This window comes from Pantoea sp. V106_11 (assembly GCF_029967885.1).
GTDB lineage: Bacteria > Pseudomonadota > Gammaproteobacteria > Enterobacterales > Enterobacteriaceae > Pantoea > Pantoea ananatis.
In genome coordinates, this window is the sequence record NZ_JASCAK010000022.1 from 120,380 (window position 1) to 136,064 (window position 15,685).

Annotated in this window: 16 protein-coding genes; 11 read left to right on the forward strand and 5 right to left on the reverse strand. The window is 50.3% G+C overall.

Translation table 11 applies throughout. The annotated features are described in order from the left end of the window. Positions 1-81: 81 nt before the first annotated feature. Complete coding sequence (locus tag QLG08_RS05620) at positions 82-324, reverse strand: hypothetical protein (RefSeq protein WP_014594670.1); 243 nt, start codon at positions 322-324, stop codon at positions 82-84. Positions 325-1,060: 736 nt separating this feature from the next. On the opposite strand from QLG08_RS05620, the gene QLG08_RS05625 reads away from it, so the two are divergent. The 4 genes from QLG08_RS05625 (at position 1,061) to QLG08_RS05640 (ending at position 2,707) form a co-directional block, all read left to right on the forward strand. Next, entirely contained in the window at positions 1,061-1,369 is a 309-nt protein-coding gene (locus QLG08_RS05625) for a hypothetical protein (RefSeq protein ID WP_015699467.1), read from the forward strand. A 269-nt stretch (positions 1,370-1,638) separates the two neighbouring features. After that, positions 1,639-1,878, forward strand: a complete 240-nt coding sequence (gene ycgZ / locus QLG08_RS05630; protein ID WP_014604948.1) for a regulatory protein YcgZ — start codon at positions 1,639-1,641, stop codon at positions 1,876-1,878. Positions 1,879-2,019: 141 nt separating this feature from the next. Beyond that, positions 2,020-2,289, forward strand: a complete 270-nt coding sequence (locus tag QLG08_RS05635) for a hypothetical protein (protein WP_014604949.1) — start codon at positions 2,020-2,022, stop codon at positions 2,287-2,289. A 142-nt stretch (positions 2,290-2,431) separates the two neighbouring features. Continuing rightward, on the forward strand, positions 2,432-2,707 hold the full coding sequence (locus tag QLG08_RS05640; RefSeq protein WP_014604950.1) for a biofilm development regulator YmgB/AriR family protein: 276 nt from the start codon (positions 2,432-2,434) through the stop codon (positions 2,705-2,707). 85 nt (positions 2,708-2,792) lie between these two features. Here the strand turns inward: QLG08_RS05640 and QLG08_RS05645 are convergent, their stop codons facing one another. The 3 genes from QLG08_RS05645 to QLG08_RS05655 all read right to left on the reverse strand — a co-directional run bounded on the left by QLG08_RS05645 (position 2,793) and on the right by QLG08_RS05655 (position 5,619). After that, positions 2,793-2,990, reverse strand: a complete 198-nt coding sequence (locus tag QLG08_RS05645) for a hypothetical protein (protein ID WP_071887032.1) — start codon at positions 2,988-2,990, stop codon at positions 2,793-2,795. Positions 2,991-3,119: 129 nt separating this feature from the next. Then, positions 3,120-3,377 carry a hypothetical protein gene (locus tag QLG08_RS05650; RefSeq protein ID WP_015699470.1) on the reverse strand — a complete coding sequence of 86 codons (258 nt, stop codon included), beginning with the start codon at positions 3,375-3,377 and terminating at the stop codon, positions 3,120-3,122. Between the two features lie 313 nt (positions 3,378-3,690). Continuing rightward, positions 3,691-5,619 (reverse strand): methyl-accepting chemotaxis protein, encoded by a 1,929-nt coding sequence (locus tag QLG08_RS05655; RefSeq protein WP_014604953.1) that lies wholly within the window; start codon positions 5,617-5,619, stop codon positions 3,691-3,693. A gap of 500 nt (positions 5,620-6,119) precedes the next feature. On the opposite strand from QLG08_RS05655, the gene QLG08_RS05660 reads away from it, so the two are divergent. The 7 genes from QLG08_RS05660 (at position 6,120) to QLG08_RS05690 (ending at position 14,691) form a co-directional block, all read left to right on the forward strand. After that, positions 6,120-6,539: an IgG-binding virulence factor TspB family protein gene (locus QLG08_RS05660; RefSeq protein ID WP_238492836.1), complete on the forward strand. Its 420-nt coding sequence runs from the start codon at positions 6,120-6,122 to the stop codon at positions 6,537-6,539. Between the two features lie 198 nt (positions 6,540-6,737). Continuing rightward, positions 6,738-8,282 carry a methyl-accepting chemotaxis protein gene (locus QLG08_RS05665; RefSeq protein WP_013027297.1) on the forward strand — a complete coding sequence of 515 codons (1,545 nt, stop codon included), beginning with the start codon at positions 6,738-6,740 and terminating at the stop codon, positions 8,280-8,282. 455 nt (positions 8,283-8,737) lie between these two features. After that, complete coding sequence (locus QLG08_RS05670) at positions 8,738-10,216, forward strand: SulP family inorganic anion transporter (RefSeq protein ID WP_110015325.1); 1,479 nt, start codon at positions 8,738-8,740, stop codon at positions 10,214-10,216. A gap of 212 nt (positions 10,217-10,428) precedes the next feature. Further along, positions 10,429-11,934, forward strand: a complete 1,506-nt coding sequence (locus QLG08_RS05675) for a PRD domain-containing protein (protein ID WP_260603907.1) — start codon at positions 10,429-10,431, stop codon at positions 11,932-11,934. Beyond that, positions 11,927-12,400 carry a PTS sugar transporter subunit IIA gene (locus QLG08_RS05680; RefSeq protein ID WP_014594664.1) on the forward strand — a complete coding sequence of 158 codons (474 nt, stop codon included), beginning with the start codon at positions 11,927-11,929 and terminating at the stop codon, positions 12,398-12,400. The genes QLG08_RS05675 and QLG08_RS05680 overlap by 8 nt, the downstream gene beginning before the upstream one ends. Positions 12,401-12,420: 20 nt before the next feature. Beyond that, positions 12,421-13,830, forward strand: coding sequence for a fructose-specific PTS transporter subunit EIIC (locus QLG08_RS05685; protein ID WP_013027293.1), 1,410 nt, complete (start codon positions 12,421-12,423; stop codon positions 13,828-13,830). A gap of 3 nt (positions 13,831-13,833) precedes the next feature. Next, on the forward strand, positions 13,834-14,691 hold the full coding sequence (locus tag QLG08_RS05690; protein ID WP_014594662.1) for a ketose-bisphosphate aldolase: 858 nt from the start codon (positions 13,834-13,836) through the stop codon (positions 14,689-14,691). A 206-nt stretch (positions 14,692-14,897) separates the two neighbouring features. On the opposite strand, the gene QLG08_RS05695 is transcribed toward QLG08_RS05690, so the two are convergent. Further along, a complete protein-coding gene (locus QLG08_RS05695) occupies positions 14,898-15,482 on the reverse strand; it encodes a phage repressor protein (RefSeq protein ID WP_014594661.1) in 585 nt (194 codons plus the stop codon). Between the last annotated feature and the right edge of the window lie 203 nt (positions 15,483-15,685).

Sequence of the window (15,685 nt, forward strand, 5' to 3'; positions counted from 1 at the left end):
AGACGGATTCCGACGTGATGTTACGTAGAGGGCGGTGTTGGGTTTGACGTGCTCATTGATGGAAGCACGGTTTAGCAGGTGTTATTGACTGAATAGCATGGCCAGTAGTTCACGATAATGCAAAGCGTCTTCCTCACAGGTGGCTTTTTCAAGATAACCGATGAGCTTAAGACAGATGATCCGTCGACTGACGGGCTTATTCTCGCGAAGTATTTCAACCGCTATCCTGCCCAGCGTTTCGAGCTGGTGGGGATGATCAATCTGGCTGAAATAGTGGGCCAGACTGCTGGTTTTCCCCGAAGGTGGTAAACCGTTCTGGCGCATAGTGTTCCCTTGAGTAAAGTAGGAAGAGTTGTGCGCAAGTTAACCGATCCTGGGGGCTGCTGTACAGCAGTATTACCGATCGTGCCCTAACAAAAATCTGTGCCGTTTGGCTTACTTTCTCTGGGCCCGGTGTGACAATGTCTGCACGCCGCTGAGAAACACGAATACCGGCATACCCGCGCATATTTGTTTTCCAAACTCACCGCGAAACCTGCCTGATTTTTTGAACGTTGCAGGAGGGGGAAATTGGGCTGGTCACCTCGTCGGGAAATGTTATCCGCAATAAATCCTGTCTTCTGCATCAGTAAAAAAACAACACTGCATTGAGTGTGGTTTTATAAGCTGTGATAAGCGGGCGCTTAAAAAGTGACAAGTGAAATTATCAGATGAAAATCATAAAATAAGGCAGGTTATAGGGTTAAATGTTGCGCAGATTGCCTCTTTAAAGATGTCGAGACGTTAATGACCACCGACCCGCAAGCCTTGCAGCGTCAGGCCTGGTTCGACCATTTTCAGCCAGGCTGCGCTTTAAGAATAGTCTTTTACAGGATTTTAGTATGTAAATTAACCCACAAAATGATTGTTTTTCATCAGGTTAAAAAAAGCATTTAAAATATAAGATATTCGCACTTGTAAAATATTGTTCTGATGGCCAGGAAATATTTTTGTCATCTGGCCTCGGGTCACTAAAATAGCTTATGTAGTAACGATGTAATTTATAAAGCAGGAGGATACAGTGTTATTTCATGACGATGAGAAAGAGCACGTCATTCTTGGTGAAGCCGTGGTCAGCCTGGCTCTTGGTGAGAAAGAAATAAGTTTTGATACGCTCATCACAGAGCTCAACCAGATGGCCGAAGAGGAAACCTGTGACAACAGACTGGCAGAGATTTTTGCTGCCCGTAGCTGGCTGAAACAGTTCAGGCAGTCGCATGCCCGCCCCAATGCGAGTCTGAGGTGGCTTATGTCGGCGAACCAGAATGAAAACGCGAAGCGCAATGATGATGTCATCCGATTCCGTTCGGATGAGGACGATGACAGATAGCTTCGCTGCCAGAGACTTGTACAAGGTTCACCTTGCGACATGAAACAGAAATGTCTAAGACAGTCTTTGCCTGTTAAAGAGTGGGTAACGTTCTAAAGGTTAAGAATCTGATACTCACGCAAGTAATTGTTATACAGGGCATAGCACTTTATGCACAATTCTCAGCGCAGGGAATAAACGGAATTCCTGTACAATTTTCCAGATGTTGTATAAGTTTAGTGGACAAGGCTTGGTTATAGTTCACTCAATTTCACATCTGGGGGTTTAGCATGCATCAGAACGAAACCACTACAAATACCGTCCGTGACATTGCGCGCTACTTCGGCAATGACACGCAGCCTTCTGAAAAAGAGACGCTGGGTCAGGTCATTCTTGAGATCCTGCATGCAGGTAAAAGCCTTAACCGTAAGGCCATTTGCAGCGCGCTGATCCGTCGCCTTAGCCAGTCGACCGGGCCTCAAGAAGAGCAGCATTACCAGAAACTTATCGGCATGCTTTTTGACCGCTGAGATTCGTGCCGCGTTGCGTTAAAGGGTAATAACGTCTCGCAGCATCAATCTGATCGGCCAAATTAGCAGGTCATTAGAAGCCTGAGCGTTTGAGGCTGGTTTGCCCGGTTGTATGGGCACAATGTCATCAGAGGTGCGGGTATGCTGAAAGACAAACTTGAGAAATTGACTGAGCACATCATGGGCGAGGCGGTGATTGCGCTACTGGACAGCAATGACAGAATCAGCGGTGCAACCCTGGCTAACAGGCTAAAGTCTATGCTCAGAGATGAAACGGATGCCGGGCGGCAAGAGGCCATTGAAAAGGTGCTTGCTGAAGTGCAGAGCGAGTTTGCCTCCGCGCGTGATCCCGTTGATTCTGCGGCGCTTGCATTCGGTCAAAGCGTACCGGACAACAGTCGCAAGCATTAAGGCTCGTCTCACGCCTTTTCAAAAAACTTTTTTACTATGCGTAGTGCAATCATCACTACCCAGGACAGACACGTCTGTATTTCTGCCCGCTTCGCGGCATTACCACGTGTCCACTAAATTGACATTGATTAAGAAGAGCATCATGCAGAACACCATCGACACTCAGCAAAGCACGACCGAAGCGGAAATTATGCGCCTCTTTCGCGGTGCGGGCGATAAACTTGAGGCTGAAAGTGCAGTGCTGGATGCAGTGATCCGTAATATTGTCATTCAGGGACAAAAAGTGACCAGCAAGGCCATTATTATCAATCTGATTGCCGAGCTGGAGAGTACAGAAGATGTTGTACAGCTGGATGTATTGCGGAGTTGCCTTGAGATTGTGGTCGGCCGCACGTGCTCTCAGGAAGAACAGGCATAAGGGCAAAAAATCGCGTTTTGTTCTGAGGCGTTAGCGGGCCTGGCGATTTAAGGTAACACCCGGCAGAGAGCTGAGTGACTGTCTCTCAGTGGAGCTGTCTGGAGAGCAAACGGATGGCTTCCTCGCAGGCTCGCTTTTCACCTTTATCGGAACTTTGCTGGCTGAAGTGGTGCAACGAACTGAGTATGTCCTGCAGGTGTATTTCCCCATCTGGCCTGAGCAGATGGGTAACTATCCTGCCAATCAGGGTATAGATATCTTCATTGGCGGTCTCGTCGCTCATGGGGCGGTTATCCGCCAGAGCAGTGGCTTCTGGATTATTACTGTCATTGTTTCGATATTATAAATTGTCGTTCAGACGGTAGACCACTCACAACGCGTAAACGGAATGTCCAGCCGTGTTGCTCAATACTTAGTGAAGCTGATGAAGATTTGCCGGATGAGGTTCAACCCCGTTGTTCTCGGCCGGATGTAACAGCATTTCGGCGCGTATCTCATCCATCGCCCGCAAAGCCGCTCTGAGCCGGGTTTCATCCCGCTCGATGTCCAGAAACTGTTGCAGCCTCTCAAGGAGAATGCTCCACGAGATAGCCGCATCCTCATTCAGTAGCTGCGTCACCATCTCACCGATGATGATGTCCGTCATTTTTTCGTCAAAAACGTTGTTCATATTCTCCCCGAATGGCGATTCTGAGACCGGAAGGTTAGCACAGCTTAGCCCAACGGGTAGGTGCTCTATATCAAAATGAGAATGCACCGATGGACCGTAACAACCCCAGCCTTCGGACATTAGCAGAGTGCCGTTGACCGCTTACTGTTTTTTTACGGCGAACAGAATAAGTTTCTTTCGGTAATCATTCAATTAATCATCCGTGTGATTTCGCTGTTTTTCTGGTCGAAAGTTGCCTGGCTAACGCCGGGCATGAGGGATTATAACGGCCACTGCGCCAGCCAAAGGCTGACGGCAGTGGCAAAAGGAGAAATTAAGCGGTCCGGAACACAGAGACCATGTCGCGCAGATCGCTCGCACGTTTTGCCAGCTCGTCAGCAGAAGACGCCGACTGTTCAACCAGCACGGCGTTTTGCTGCGTGACCTGGTCCATCTGATTAACCGCAATATTTATTTGGCTTACGCCGCTGCTTTGCTCTTCAGAGGATGAGGAGATATCGCGAATCAACTGAGATGTCTGTTCAATTGCTTCGACGCTCTGTTTTACTTTGCTGCCGGCATCCTGCGCCAGCATTAAGCCCTCATTCGAATGCCCAACGGACTGCTCAATCAGGCCCTTAATTTCTTTCGCTGCGCTGGCCGAACGCTGGGCCAGCGCCCGGACTTCAGCGGCAACCACGGCAAAACCTTTGCCCGTCTCGCCCGCACGCGCTGCTTCCACGGCCGCATTCAGCGCCAGAATATTCGTCTGGAAGGCGATGCTGTCAATAACGGAGGTGATTTCTTCGATTTGCCCCGAACTGCTGCGAATTTTTTGCATAGTAGTCATTACAGAAGTCATCGCTTCGCCGCTCTTCAGCGCTGCGTTAGTGGCTGAAACCGCCATATCTGATGCGTAGCGCGTGTTGTCAGCATTCTGCTTGATGATTGAAGAGAGCTGCTCCATGCTGGCCGCGGTTTCCGCCAGTGAGGCCGCTTGTTCTTCAGTTCGGGAAGAGAGGTCGTTATTCCCCATCGCAATCTCTTCAGAGGAGTTTGCGATGGTTGACGCATTGTTTTTAATATTCGATACCAGAAGCGCAAGACGTTGCTGCATTTGCGAGAGCGCATTGAGCAACTCAGCAATTTCATTTTTACCTGACACGGTAATCGTCGTCATTAAATCACCGGCGGCCACTTTACTGGCAAGTAAAACCGCTTCTTTTACCGGACGGGTAACGGACCGGCTGATCATCACCGCCACACATACGGCCAGCAAGGCCACGGCGATCAGTGAAGCCAGCAATATATATTGTGAACGACGACGTTGGTCGATTTGGTCGTTCAGTGTTTTTCCCAGCTGCAGGCTGAGTTTCATGCCAAGATCGTTATAAGTGTTAATAGCCTGGGTGAAGTCTTTTACATATTCAACAGGGGTAATTTGAACACGTTTTGTAATAAAGACATCTTCAGCCAGTTTAAGGACGCTGGCGGAACGTTGGAAGGCATCATTCGCCAGCGCGGTAAATTCAGATTTGAGATCTGGCTCTACGGCAAATGCTTTATTTAACACATTACTGAATTTTTCCAGCGCCGCATTACCCCCTTCAATCTGGTACTCCATCGTGCCGCGTGAAGAATCGGATGCGTTGTCACCCGCAGCAATCACAGAGGTACCGCTGGCTCTGATGCGTCCAAGCGTCTCGGTCAGTTCAGGTAACCGACCATAGATACTCATGATAAGTTGATACGTATTGAGGTCCGCGTCCAAAGAAAGACCATATAAATCAAGAATGTCCTGGTTGGTGTCCAGTAAGTTCTGAATCAGCAGCGCGTGATGCGAAAGGCTGGTAGCCAGCGTCAGTTTACCCGATGCAACATCTTGCTGAAGCTGAGACCAGGCGGCTTTGACGCCGTTGAAGCGCTGGGTCGGCTGCGCACTGGCATCATACTGGCGTAATTCTGCGGCAATAGTATCTGTCAGGGTATCTATCTGAGAGGCAAGTGCCAGGCGCGGCGCATTATCAGGTTTATTCAATGAAATGGCGATTGCACTTTCAGCCCGGTGACGCTGAATCAGGTTAAGCAACGTCAGGATATCTTTTTCGACCGGTACGCCCTGCAGCTCTTGTTTCTTCGCATCAATAGCCTGATTACCCGTCTGGATAAATAAATAGGTGGGAAAGACAAATAATACCAACGCGAAAATCCCCAGGATCAGGAATTTAGTCGGCAGACTAATGTTATTGAGAATGTTTTTCATTTATTGAATTCCAGGTGAAATGGTGTTTTTTGATGAATGTCATCAAATATTATTCGTGTAATTTATTTATAATAATCTTTGTTAAATTTCTATTTATCAAGGCCTTGCGCGTGACTCTTGGTCACTATGTGTCTGTTGAAATGCGCAGGGGAAAATCTACTTTCCATAGTAGAGGAGATTATAGAATGTGGTGTGTTATTTTCCACGTTAGAAATGCACAATATTTTCTTTTGGATCCGGTTAAGCCAAATTAATATTTTTTCGATAACCTCAGGCTAATCATAAATAGGTATGTCCGGGGTTGTGATAAATGAAAACCTTTTCATTTATTAAAAAATATAAAAATAGTAAAGTTTTTAAAAAATGTGCCGATAATATCCCCTTTTAATTATTCTGTGTGTTTTAAAAAAGCGCCCTTGTCGGGATGCTGGCATGCGCATGCATAAAAATTAAAGTGATAACGCTCAACGCTACTCCGTTTCTCTCGCGCAGCGCTAATTATGAATGGCGGCAGTCTGGCTCCTGTTATCTCACCCGCAAACCCAAACCTCAATCCAAACCCAAACCTCAATCCGAATCCAAACCTCAATCCGAATCCAAACCTCAATCCGAATCCAAACCTCGATCCGAATCCAAACCTCAATCCAAACCCAAACCCAAACCCAAACCGTCATCGCTACCGGTTTCGTTGCCATGATCGCAGCGGTGATCGTCAGGCACAGCCAGTGACTTATCCTTTCGTTATCCTGTCCGTTGCACAAACCCACTCCCTGGACAGTCTGCGGGTCTTCCTGACCGGACAATCGCGGCTGACAGCAAAAATCCATAGCGTTAAGCCCATCAATCAGCAGAGTATGCCGCAGCAACGACGTTTTATATTATTTTTCTTAATCGAAAAGGAAGCATGGAATATTTTTTAATAAAGAGTTGGTTGGTGATATTTATTTTTTCATGGCGCGATAGAATATAAATTCGCATTCGTCAAATTATTACAGGAAATTATTATAATAACATAATTATCAATGACTTACATTATTATAATTATTATTTATGATTTTTTTACTGTGGTTTTTATTATTTCAACCGATACCTGTTTCCTAACATAAACAGGAGTCCCCATGAAAATCTCTACGCGTCTCACTATCAGCTTTGGCCTGTTGATTACGTTATTCATTATCTGCACCTCGGTGGCCTATAACGGCCTGAATAATGCCCGTAATGGCATGGACAACGCCGTCAATGTCAAAATGAAGAAATACCGTCTGGGGATGGAAATGTACGGCGGGTTACGTGATATGGCCGTCATCGTTCGTAACCTTGCCCTGCTGACCGAAGCCGACCAGATGCAGAAGGAATGGCAGCGTATTGTCACGCAAAAAGCCCGTTATATTGAAAACCGCGAACGGCTTGCTGCCATGGTCGCCGAAGATTCAACCCCGCAGGCCCGGGAAGCCTTCGACAAGATCGTCAGCAGCGAAGGCCCCGTTCTGGCCGTGCTGGATCACGCAGGGCAGTTAGGCCTGCAAAATAAACAGCAAGAAGCGATAAGCTACCTGATAAAAACGGTCAGGCCGCTGCAGGGCCAGTTGCTGGAAGCCCTCAAGGAAATGACGAATATTCAAATGGAAGACAGTGAGCGGTCGGTTGAAAACACCAGTCAAAACGTTCACAGAGCAACCACAATCTTAATGATTCTGGCCTCGCTTTCCGTGGCGATTTCAATTGCGGCGGGCTTCATCATTACCCGAGTATTGATGCGCCAACTGGGCGGGGAACCGGCCCAGGCCCAGGCACTGTCTGCGGCCATCGCCAGCGGTGACCTCACAGCGCCGGTCATACTCCGCCACAACGATTCCAGCAGCCTGCTTGCCTCGCTGGCTAACATGCAGTCCAGCCTGCGAAGTCTGGTTACGCAAATCAAAGAATCGGCAGGTTCGGTCGCCTCCGCCTCAGACGAGATCGCCCAGGGCAATACTGAGCTGTCATCACGCACTGAACAGCAGGCCGCAGCTCTGCAGGAAACGGCGGCCAGTATGGAACAGTTGACCGCGACGGTGAAAAGTAATACTGCCAGTGCTCAGCATACCGCCACCGTTGCCAGAGAGGCTGCAACCCTGGCACGCACTGGTGAGTCAGAGGTGCAGTTGATGTCTCACACCATGAATGAAATCGCATCCAGTGCTACCAAGGTTCGTGACATCACCGGCGTGATTGAAAGTATCGCGTTCCAGACAAACATCCTGGCGTTGAACGCCGCTGTCGAAGCGGCGCGGGCGGGTGAAGACGGACGCGGATTTGCCGTTGTTGCCGGCGAGGTCAGAACGCTGGCGCAGCGAAGCGCCACCGCAGCTAAAGAGATTAAAGAACTTATCGAACGTGCCGTAGAGCAGGTGGACAGCGGCGTGCACGTCGCGGCCGGTACGGGTGAAAGCATCTTAAAAGTCGTGGGCATGGTGAACGAACTGGCGGGCGCAATGGATGAGATTTCGATGGCGTCCTCGGAGCAGATGCAGGGCATTTCTCAGGTCAGCATTGCGGTCAGCCAGATGGACGGGGTCACCCAGAATAACGCGGCACTCGTCGAAGAGTCTTCGTCTGCTTCGCAGTCCCTGTCTGAACAGGCACATTCATTACGCGGTATGGTTGAGGCATTCAGAGTGTAACGACGCGCCGAAGCGATGCGTCACGCCTGGCTGACCGTTCATTTATGCGGTCAGTCAGGCTATATGCGCCTGAGGCACGCAATGTTATAAAATCAATAAACAGCAGTTTTACAAGCGCTTATTGAGGATTTCTCCCGCCGCTGGCCGGAAGGGCCTGGGCTGTAAGGCAAATTCAGGCTTCCAGTGCGGGTGATTTTTTGTGTAAAGTAGTCAGCTGAACAGGGCGTTGCCTGAGATGACCCGGCAATGTTACTGCAGTGCCTTGCTGCAGCCAGCCCATGCTGATAAGGAGTTTTTAACCGTCATGCGTATCACGCCACCCTGAGTTTTATCCCTTCCCTGTCGTCCCGATCCCATTCGGACGCACCTCATTGACATCCCGTCTGTGGATGTGACGCTTTCTGTCTGAAATCTGCCCTTTTGGGCGAACTGCATTCAAAATTTGAGAAAATACTATGTTGCTGTCCTCGACGAGTAAGGACTGGCTGGGTAACGTCCGTGGTGACGTGCTGGCTGGTATTGTTGTCGCGCTCGCGCTGATTCCTGAAGCGATCGCTTTTTCTGCCATCGCGGGTGTCGATCCTCAAGTGGGTCTTTACTCCGCCTTCTGTATTCCGGTTGTCATGGCTTTTTTTGGTGGGCGTCCGGCGATGATTTCCTCATCCACCGGCGCGATGGCGTTGCTGATGGTGACGCTGGTCAAAACGCACGGGCTGCAGTATCTGCTTGCCGCATCGTTGCTCACCGGCGTACTTCAGGTCATTGCGGGTTACTGTAAACTCGGCAACCTGATGCGCTATGTGTCGCGTTCGGTGGTCACGGGATTCGTTAATGCGCTGGCCATTCTGATTTTCCTGGCACAGTTGCCTGAACTCACTCATGTCACCTGGCATGTTTATGCGCTCACCGCCGCCGGCCTGGCGATTATTTATCTTTATCCACTGTTCGACAAAACACTGCCGTCACCGCTGATCTGCATTGTGATTCTGACGGCAGTTTCATTGTTTCTGCACCTGGATGTGCGAACCGTGGGCGATATGGGCAAACTGCCTGACAGCCTGCCCATTTTTCTGCTTCCCGACGTGCCTTTGAACATGGACACCTTGTTGATCATTTTGCCTTACTCCGCAGGTCTGGCCGTGGTTGGCTTGCTGGAGTCGATGATGACGGCGACCATTATTGATGACATGACGGACACCGCGAGCGACAAAAACCGCGAATGTAAGGGGCAGGGCATTGCCAACATCTGTACCTCCTTCATCGGCGGAATGGCAGGCTGCGCGATGATTGGTCAGTCGGTGATCAATGTAAAATCAGGCGGTCGTGGACGGCTTTCCACACTCACGGCGGGTATCACGTTGCTGGTGATGGTGGTGTTTCTGCGCCAGTGGGTATCTCAGATTCCCATGGCGGCACTGGTCGCGGTCATGATAATGGTTTCGATAGGTACCTTCTCCTGGCGTTCGGTGGCGACGTTACGCACCCATCCTCTCTCAAGCAGCGTCGTCATGATAGCTACCGTCCTGGTCGTGGTTTTTACCCATAATCTTGCCTTTGGCGTCATCGTGGGCGTGCTGATTGCTGCATTAAATTTTGCCACCAAAGTGGCACGCTTCATGACGGTCAGTTCCACGCGATCAGGCGATTGTCGCCATTACGCCGTTACCGGGCAGGTATTTTTCGCCTCCGCCGATCGCTTTGTCCGCAGCTTTGACGTTCAGGAGGATCTGGAAAAGGTGGTGATTGACGTAACCCATGCCCATTTCTGGGACATCACGTCTGTTAACGCGCTTGATCGGGTGGTGGTTAAATTCCGTCGGACAGGGGCGGATGTCGAGATTCGTGGCATGAACGAGGCGACAAAAACCGTTGTCGATCGTTTTGGCGTACATGACAAACCCGAAGAAGTTGAAAAAGTCTTTGGCGGACATTAACCGCAGCGGGCCTGATGTTCAGGCCCGCTCTTTCTGTCACGCCGCGACACACTGGAGTTTGCACGAATGGAACCGGGTTAGCAGCATTGCAGGTGCACTGTTCACTATTATGGTCATATCGACGCCATGGTTTGGTATTTCTCTACCGGAACAAGGCAGATATAACGGTAATGACCGAGCATCTGGATCACCTAGCGAAGCCGGGAGTCAACGTGCTGACCCAAAGACAAAAGGCATTAATTCATCTTTTAGCTTCTCAGGGCGAATGGCGCTCGGCAACAGATATTGCCCGGACGCTGAAGGTTTCAGCCAGTACACTGCGCCGCGATGTGGATTCCGTTAATCACTATTTCGCCGACAAGGAGAGCCGAATCCTTAGCAAACCCGGGTTGGGATTGTTGCTGGAAAATGGCGTCGCCTTACCTGTGGAACTGCATGGGGAAGAGGTAAAAGGTTTGTTGAAAAATAAAAGGCTGGTCGCCATCACAACAGACTTGCTTACCTGTTCTCCATCACCGCTCACGCTGAGCGCATTGGCGGAAAAATATTTTATCAGCCGCTCTTCCATCGTGGCAGATTTACGAAAAATTGAGGTCTGGTTAACGCCTTTTTCACTGCGCATTGCGCGTAGCCATAGCGGAACCTGTATCACCGGCAGCGACCGGGATATTCGTCTGGCGCTGAAAGAGATTATTACCTTCAGCGTGATGAGTGGTTACCCTGTCGCCGACAGCCGCATCGATCGTTTTTCGCGCGTTCAGCTGGTGGCGGAGTTTGGCAGCGACAATGTGGCCTGCTGCATTAATCTGATCACCTACATTGAAGAGGCGCTGCACTGCGCCATTAGCGAGCCCTATTATACCAACCTGTTTTCCCATCTGCTGGTGACGATTAAAAGAGCGCTTAACGGCACGCCACCCGCGCCAGCGGAGTCGGACATGGCAGGTTACAACAATCACGAATGGTCAGTCGCCCGGCAAGCGGTCAGATGGCTGGAGGAAAATTACGCGGTCTCCTTCGCGCCCGTTGAGGTTCACTATATTTATCAATACCTCATCTCGTCGGGTCGGCATCCGTTTAGCGCCGGTTTTCCCTCTCCATCGCACTACGACGAAGACGCCGTGAACTACGCCACGACCTTAATCACCCGGCTTTCTTCGTTATTAAGACAGAATATTGGCAGCGACAGCGTGCTGCTTAACGCGTTGGTGTCACATGTGAAGCCCATGCTTAATCGGCTGGCCTACCGCATTGTTATTCACAACCCGTTGCTGGACGAGATACGTAAAGAATTTGCCGCGGTATTTAACGTCGTCAAACAGGCCGTGTTGCACCTTAATCAGCAGTGGGGGCTTCCGACAGCGTCGGATGATGAGATTGCCTATCTGACTATTTACATTCAGAACGCGTTAGAAAAGTGTCATGCAACTAAACGCGTCATGCTGGTGTGCTCCAGCGGCATTGGTACATCTCAGCTGCTTTCCAGCCGAATCAGCCGGGCCTTTCCCGAATGGGAGATCGTGGATATTGTGCCGGGTGCCCGCCTGAACGAAGCCATTAAGAAAGTCAGGTGCGATTTAATTATCTCCACGATCAGACTGGAGGAGACTGAACATCCTGTGGCCTATGTTTCTGCCCTGTTTTCAAACAGAGATGTTTTGCGGGTGATGGAGTGCCTTAATAAAGAAAATAATGCTAACGGAGTAACGGATGCATAATAAAATTGTTGTGGCCGATCTGTTAAGTCAGACCTGTGTTTTTATGAATCTAAATGCAAAAAATAAAGATGAGGTTATTGAGAAATTAACGCAAAGCTTGTGTGAATTAAATATTATCAGCAACAAAGAAGGTTTTATTCATGACGTCATGCTGCGCGAAGCATTAGGTTCTACCGGCTTCGAAAATCAGATAGCGATCCCGCATGGAAAATCGCAGTGGGTGAACGAAACCCGGATCGCGGTAGCCAAACTGGCGTCCCCCGTGGAATGGGAAACCATGGACGATTCGCCGGTCAGCCTCGTGATTCTGTTTGCTGTTAAAGAAGCCGACAGCGGCGCGGGACATATAAAACTACTGGCAAAAATTTCAATTGCCCTTGGCGATGATGAAGTCGTTGAGGCATTACTAAACGCAGAGACAAAAGAGGCCTTATTTAATTTATTAGTCAATAACACCCAGGAGTAAGCCTTTCACCGGGAGGAAAAATGAATATTATTGCGATTACCGCCTGTCCCACAGGCGTAGCACACACTTATCTGGCGGAAGCCAATTTAAAAAAGAGCGCAGAGAAAAAAGGCATAACGATCCTTGTTGAAACACAGGGTGCCGTTGAAAGTGACTATATTTTCACTGAAGAGGATATTAAACGTGCTGATATCGTGCTTATTGCCGCGGATAAAAAGATTGATTGCTCCCGCTTTATCGGCAAAAGCATGATTACCGTGTCCGTTACCCGAGCCGCGAGAGATGCCGCTGGATTACTGGACGACATTTTGTCCGGGGCCTTAACCGGCGAAATCTGTTCCGCCTCACCAGAAGACGTAACCTTGCAGGGCAGAGACAAAGACAAAAAAGCGGCGCTGTCGAGCATCTATGTGCATCTGATCACCGGCGTCAACCTGATGATCCCCTTTGTCGTGGCGGGCGGGATATTAATTGCCCTCAGTTTTTCTTTTGGGATCACTGCCGCCACGCCAGGCGATCCCCTCTATAACCCCATTGCAAAGATGCTGTCCGATATTGGTGGCGGTGCCGCTTTTGCGTTAATGCTGCCGATTCTTTCACTGGGCATCAGCAAGTCGATTAGTGGCAATATGGGGATTGTGTCGGGCGCGGTGGGCGGCATGTTAGCCATTCATACCGGATCGGGTTTTCTTGGCGCCTTACTGGCGGGCTTTATGGCGGGCTACATCACGCTGCTCGTGGTGAAGTACATCAACTTACCCAAGGCCATTGCCGGACTTAAACCCATTCTGATTGTGCCACTGTTAAGCGTGTTCCTGACCGGTGCGCTGATGATTCTGGTCGTCGGCCAGCCCATTAAGCTGCTGTTACAGAGCCTGACTACCTTCCTGACGGATATGGGAAATGCCAACGCTGCTATCTTCGGATTGCTTATCGGAATGATGGTGGCTTTCGATATGGGCGGGCCGCTTAACAAAACCGTCTGTATGTTCGCGATTGGATTGATGTCGACCGGAATCTACGAACCCATCGCAGCATGCATGGCTGCGGGAATGGTTCCTCCCTTGGGCATTGCCCTTGCCACCACCCTTTTTAAAAAGAAATTCAGCGTTCAGGAGCGCGAAACCGGCAAGGTCACCTACGTACTCGGCCTCTCTTTTATCACCGAGGGGGCCATTCCGTATGCCGTGGCGGACCCGCTTCGCGTCATTCCCGCCATTGTGGCGGGCTCGGGACTGGCTGGCGCACTGTCAATGATGCTCGGCTGTGCTTCCCGCGCACCGCATGGCGGGATCTTCGTTATGTTCATACCGAACGTCATTACCCATGTCTCAGCCTACCTGTTTGCCATTCTCGCCGGTGCGCTGTTTACCGCACTGATCCTCAGAGTGATTAAAAAAGATCATCCGCAACATTTACCGCAGGAGTGAATTATGTTGATAAATATGAAGGCGTTACTGAAGGTGGCGCAGGAGAATCAGTTCGGCGTCGGTGCCTTCAACATCGCCTCCGCTGAGTTTGCCCGGCTGGTCATTGAGGTGGCGGAATCCCTGCAATCTCCCGTCATCCTGGAAGTGCATCCCGATGAGCACGCTTTCGTCGGCGACAGTTTCATCGCCTATCTCAGGGAGCTGGCGGTTAACGCTTCCGTGCCGGTGGTGATTCATCAGGATCACGGCCAGACGCTGGCGCATATTTTAACCGCCATCCGCACCGGCTATACCTCGGTCATGATCGATGCCTCAGGCTTGCCATTTGAAGAGAATATTGCGCTGACGCGTGAAATCACCGCCATTGCCCACAAGGTTAACGTCTCGGTAGAAGCCGAACTGGGAACGATTGGCGTGGCAGAGGGGAGCGCGGAAGGGGGGCACAGTGAAATTCTCTATACCGATCCCGACCAGGCGGAACGGTTTGCCAGAGAAACCGGGGTGGATACGCTTGCCGTGGCCATCGGCACGTCGCATGGTTTGTATCCTGCCGGTAAACAGCCTGTACTGGATATTGACCGTCTCAAAGCCATCAGACAGCGGCTGACGATTCCGTTGGTTCTGCACGGCGGCTCTGGCAACAAAGACAGCGAGGTCGCGGAGTCGATTAAGTATGGCGTAGGGAAAATCAATATCTCCAGCGATATGAAGAAGGCGTTTTATGTCGCGCTGCAGGAAGAATTGCAGTCAAACGGACATGAACCCAGCGCACTCTACGTGCGCCCGATGGCGGCTGCGAAAGCCGTTGTCGAGCACAAAATGCGGCTTTTCTCTTCAGCGGGGAAGGCCGGACTGTATTAAGCGTTAACGCTGGCGGTAACGGGCGAGCCGTGGTTAAACCTGTATTGACCGGGGAGCCAACCTCAGCGATCAGCAAGCCGCTTTGGTGGGAACCCCTTGCCGCTAAGAGCGGAGCGGGCGGCCTGAGGCAGGCGGCCCGCGTTGTACCGCATTCTGTGAGTAACGCTGAGGCCGTGATAAGGCGTTGCCGTGCGCACGACGCCGGTTTATTGAATCGTCAGAACCACGCGGCCAATCAGCCTGATATCATCAATCCCGCAATCAAACGCTACGCCGATGCCGCTGACGTGCACTTTCCTGACCGGAATGCGCGTTAGCGTCCTGACGCTGGCGGTTCCTTCAATTTCGACCAACCAGACGCCGTCATGCATATCTTCAAAATCGGTATCGATGATGTACTGGGTGGTTTCCGCCAACAGTAAGAAAGCACTGCGCGGTTCCTGTTTCAATGGCGCGTATAACGCTTTATCCAGCATCACATAACCCGCTTCCTCGATTTTGCCGCTGATTAGCTTTTTTCTAATCAGCGTGGGCGTGTCGGGTTTGCTTTCAGAGAATTTTGAGCCTTTGCCTGTGATCAACCATTGCAGGTCTGCGCCCGTTTCCATCACGCACTGTAAAACGATATCTGAAGGAAAAACATCACGTTTATAGCGTGCAGACAGGCTACTTGCTGCAATTCCAAGGTGATCTGCAAGCTGCATTTTCATGGTAAAGCCGTAGGCATCGACAACGCGATCCAGAGCTTCTGCGCTCGAGTTCGGAAATTTGAAATTAGTATAAACGCTCATTTTTATTGACACTTAGATTTAGTCTAAGTATCCTCCAGTTTAAGTTAGCCTTTGAATGATGCAACAGGGTGCGGCTTTATCTGATAACTCAGGATTTTGCCTGATGAGGCTCATTTTTACAATCATCAAGCCAGAACCTTATTGTCGCAATGAGATGCAGGGCTAATGCAGTCAGCGCACGTGGAGAGGCGCGTAAAAGCGCG

Coding starts and splice junctions, on each gene's coding strand:
- QLG08_RS05620 (WP_014594670.1), bottom strand. CDS start 324: ATGCGCCAGAACGGTTTACCACCTTCGGGGAAAACCAGCAGTCTGGCC.
- ycgZ (WP_014604948.1), top strand. CDS start 1,639: ATGCATCAGAACGAAACCACTACAAATACCGTCCGTGACATTGCGCGC.
- QLG08_RS05635 (WP_014604949.1), top strand. CDS start 2,020: ATGCTGAAAGACAAACTTGAGAAATTGACTGAGCACATCATGGGCGAG.
- QLG08_RS05640 (WP_014604950.1), top strand. CDS start 2,432: ATGCAGAACACCATCGACACTCAGCAAAGCACGACCGAAGCGGAAATT.
- QLG08_RS05645 (WP_071887032.1), bottom strand. CDS start 2,990: ATGAGCGACGAGACCGCCAATGAAGATATCTATACCCTGATTGGCAGG.
- QLG08_RS05650 (WP_015699470.1), bottom strand. CDS start 3,377: ATGAACAACGTTTTTGACGAAAAAATGACGGACATCATCATCGGTGAG.
- QLG08_RS05655 (WP_014604953.1), bottom strand. CDS start 5,619: ATGAAAAACATTCTCAATAACATTAGTCTGCCGACTAAATTCCTGATC.
- QLG08_RS05660 (WP_238492836.1), top strand. CDS start 6,120: ATGAATGGCGGCAGTCTGGCTCCTGTTATCTCACCCGCAAACCCAAAC.
- QLG08_RS05665 (WP_013027297.1), top strand. CDS start 6,738: ATGAAAATCTCTACGCGTCTCACTATCAGCTTTGGCCTGTTGATTACG.
- QLG08_RS05670 (WP_110015325.1), top strand. CDS start 8,738: ATGTTGCTGTCCTCGACGAGTAAGGACTGGCTGGGTAACGTCCGTGGT.
- QLG08_RS05680 (WP_014594664.1), top strand. CDS start 11,927: ATGCATAATAAAATTGTTGTGGCCGATCTGTTAAGTCAGACCTGTGTT.
- QLG08_RS05685 (WP_013027293.1), top strand. CDS start 12,421: ATGAATATTATTGCGATTACCGCCTGTCCCACAGGCGTAGCACACACT.
- QLG08_RS05690 (WP_014594662.1), top strand. CDS start 13,834: ATGTTGATAAATATGAAGGCGTTACTGAAGGTGGCGCAGGAGAATCAG.
- QLG08_RS05695 (WP_014594661.1), bottom strand. CDS start 15,482: ATGAGCGTTTATACTAATTTCAAATTTCCGAACTCGAGCGCAGAAGCT.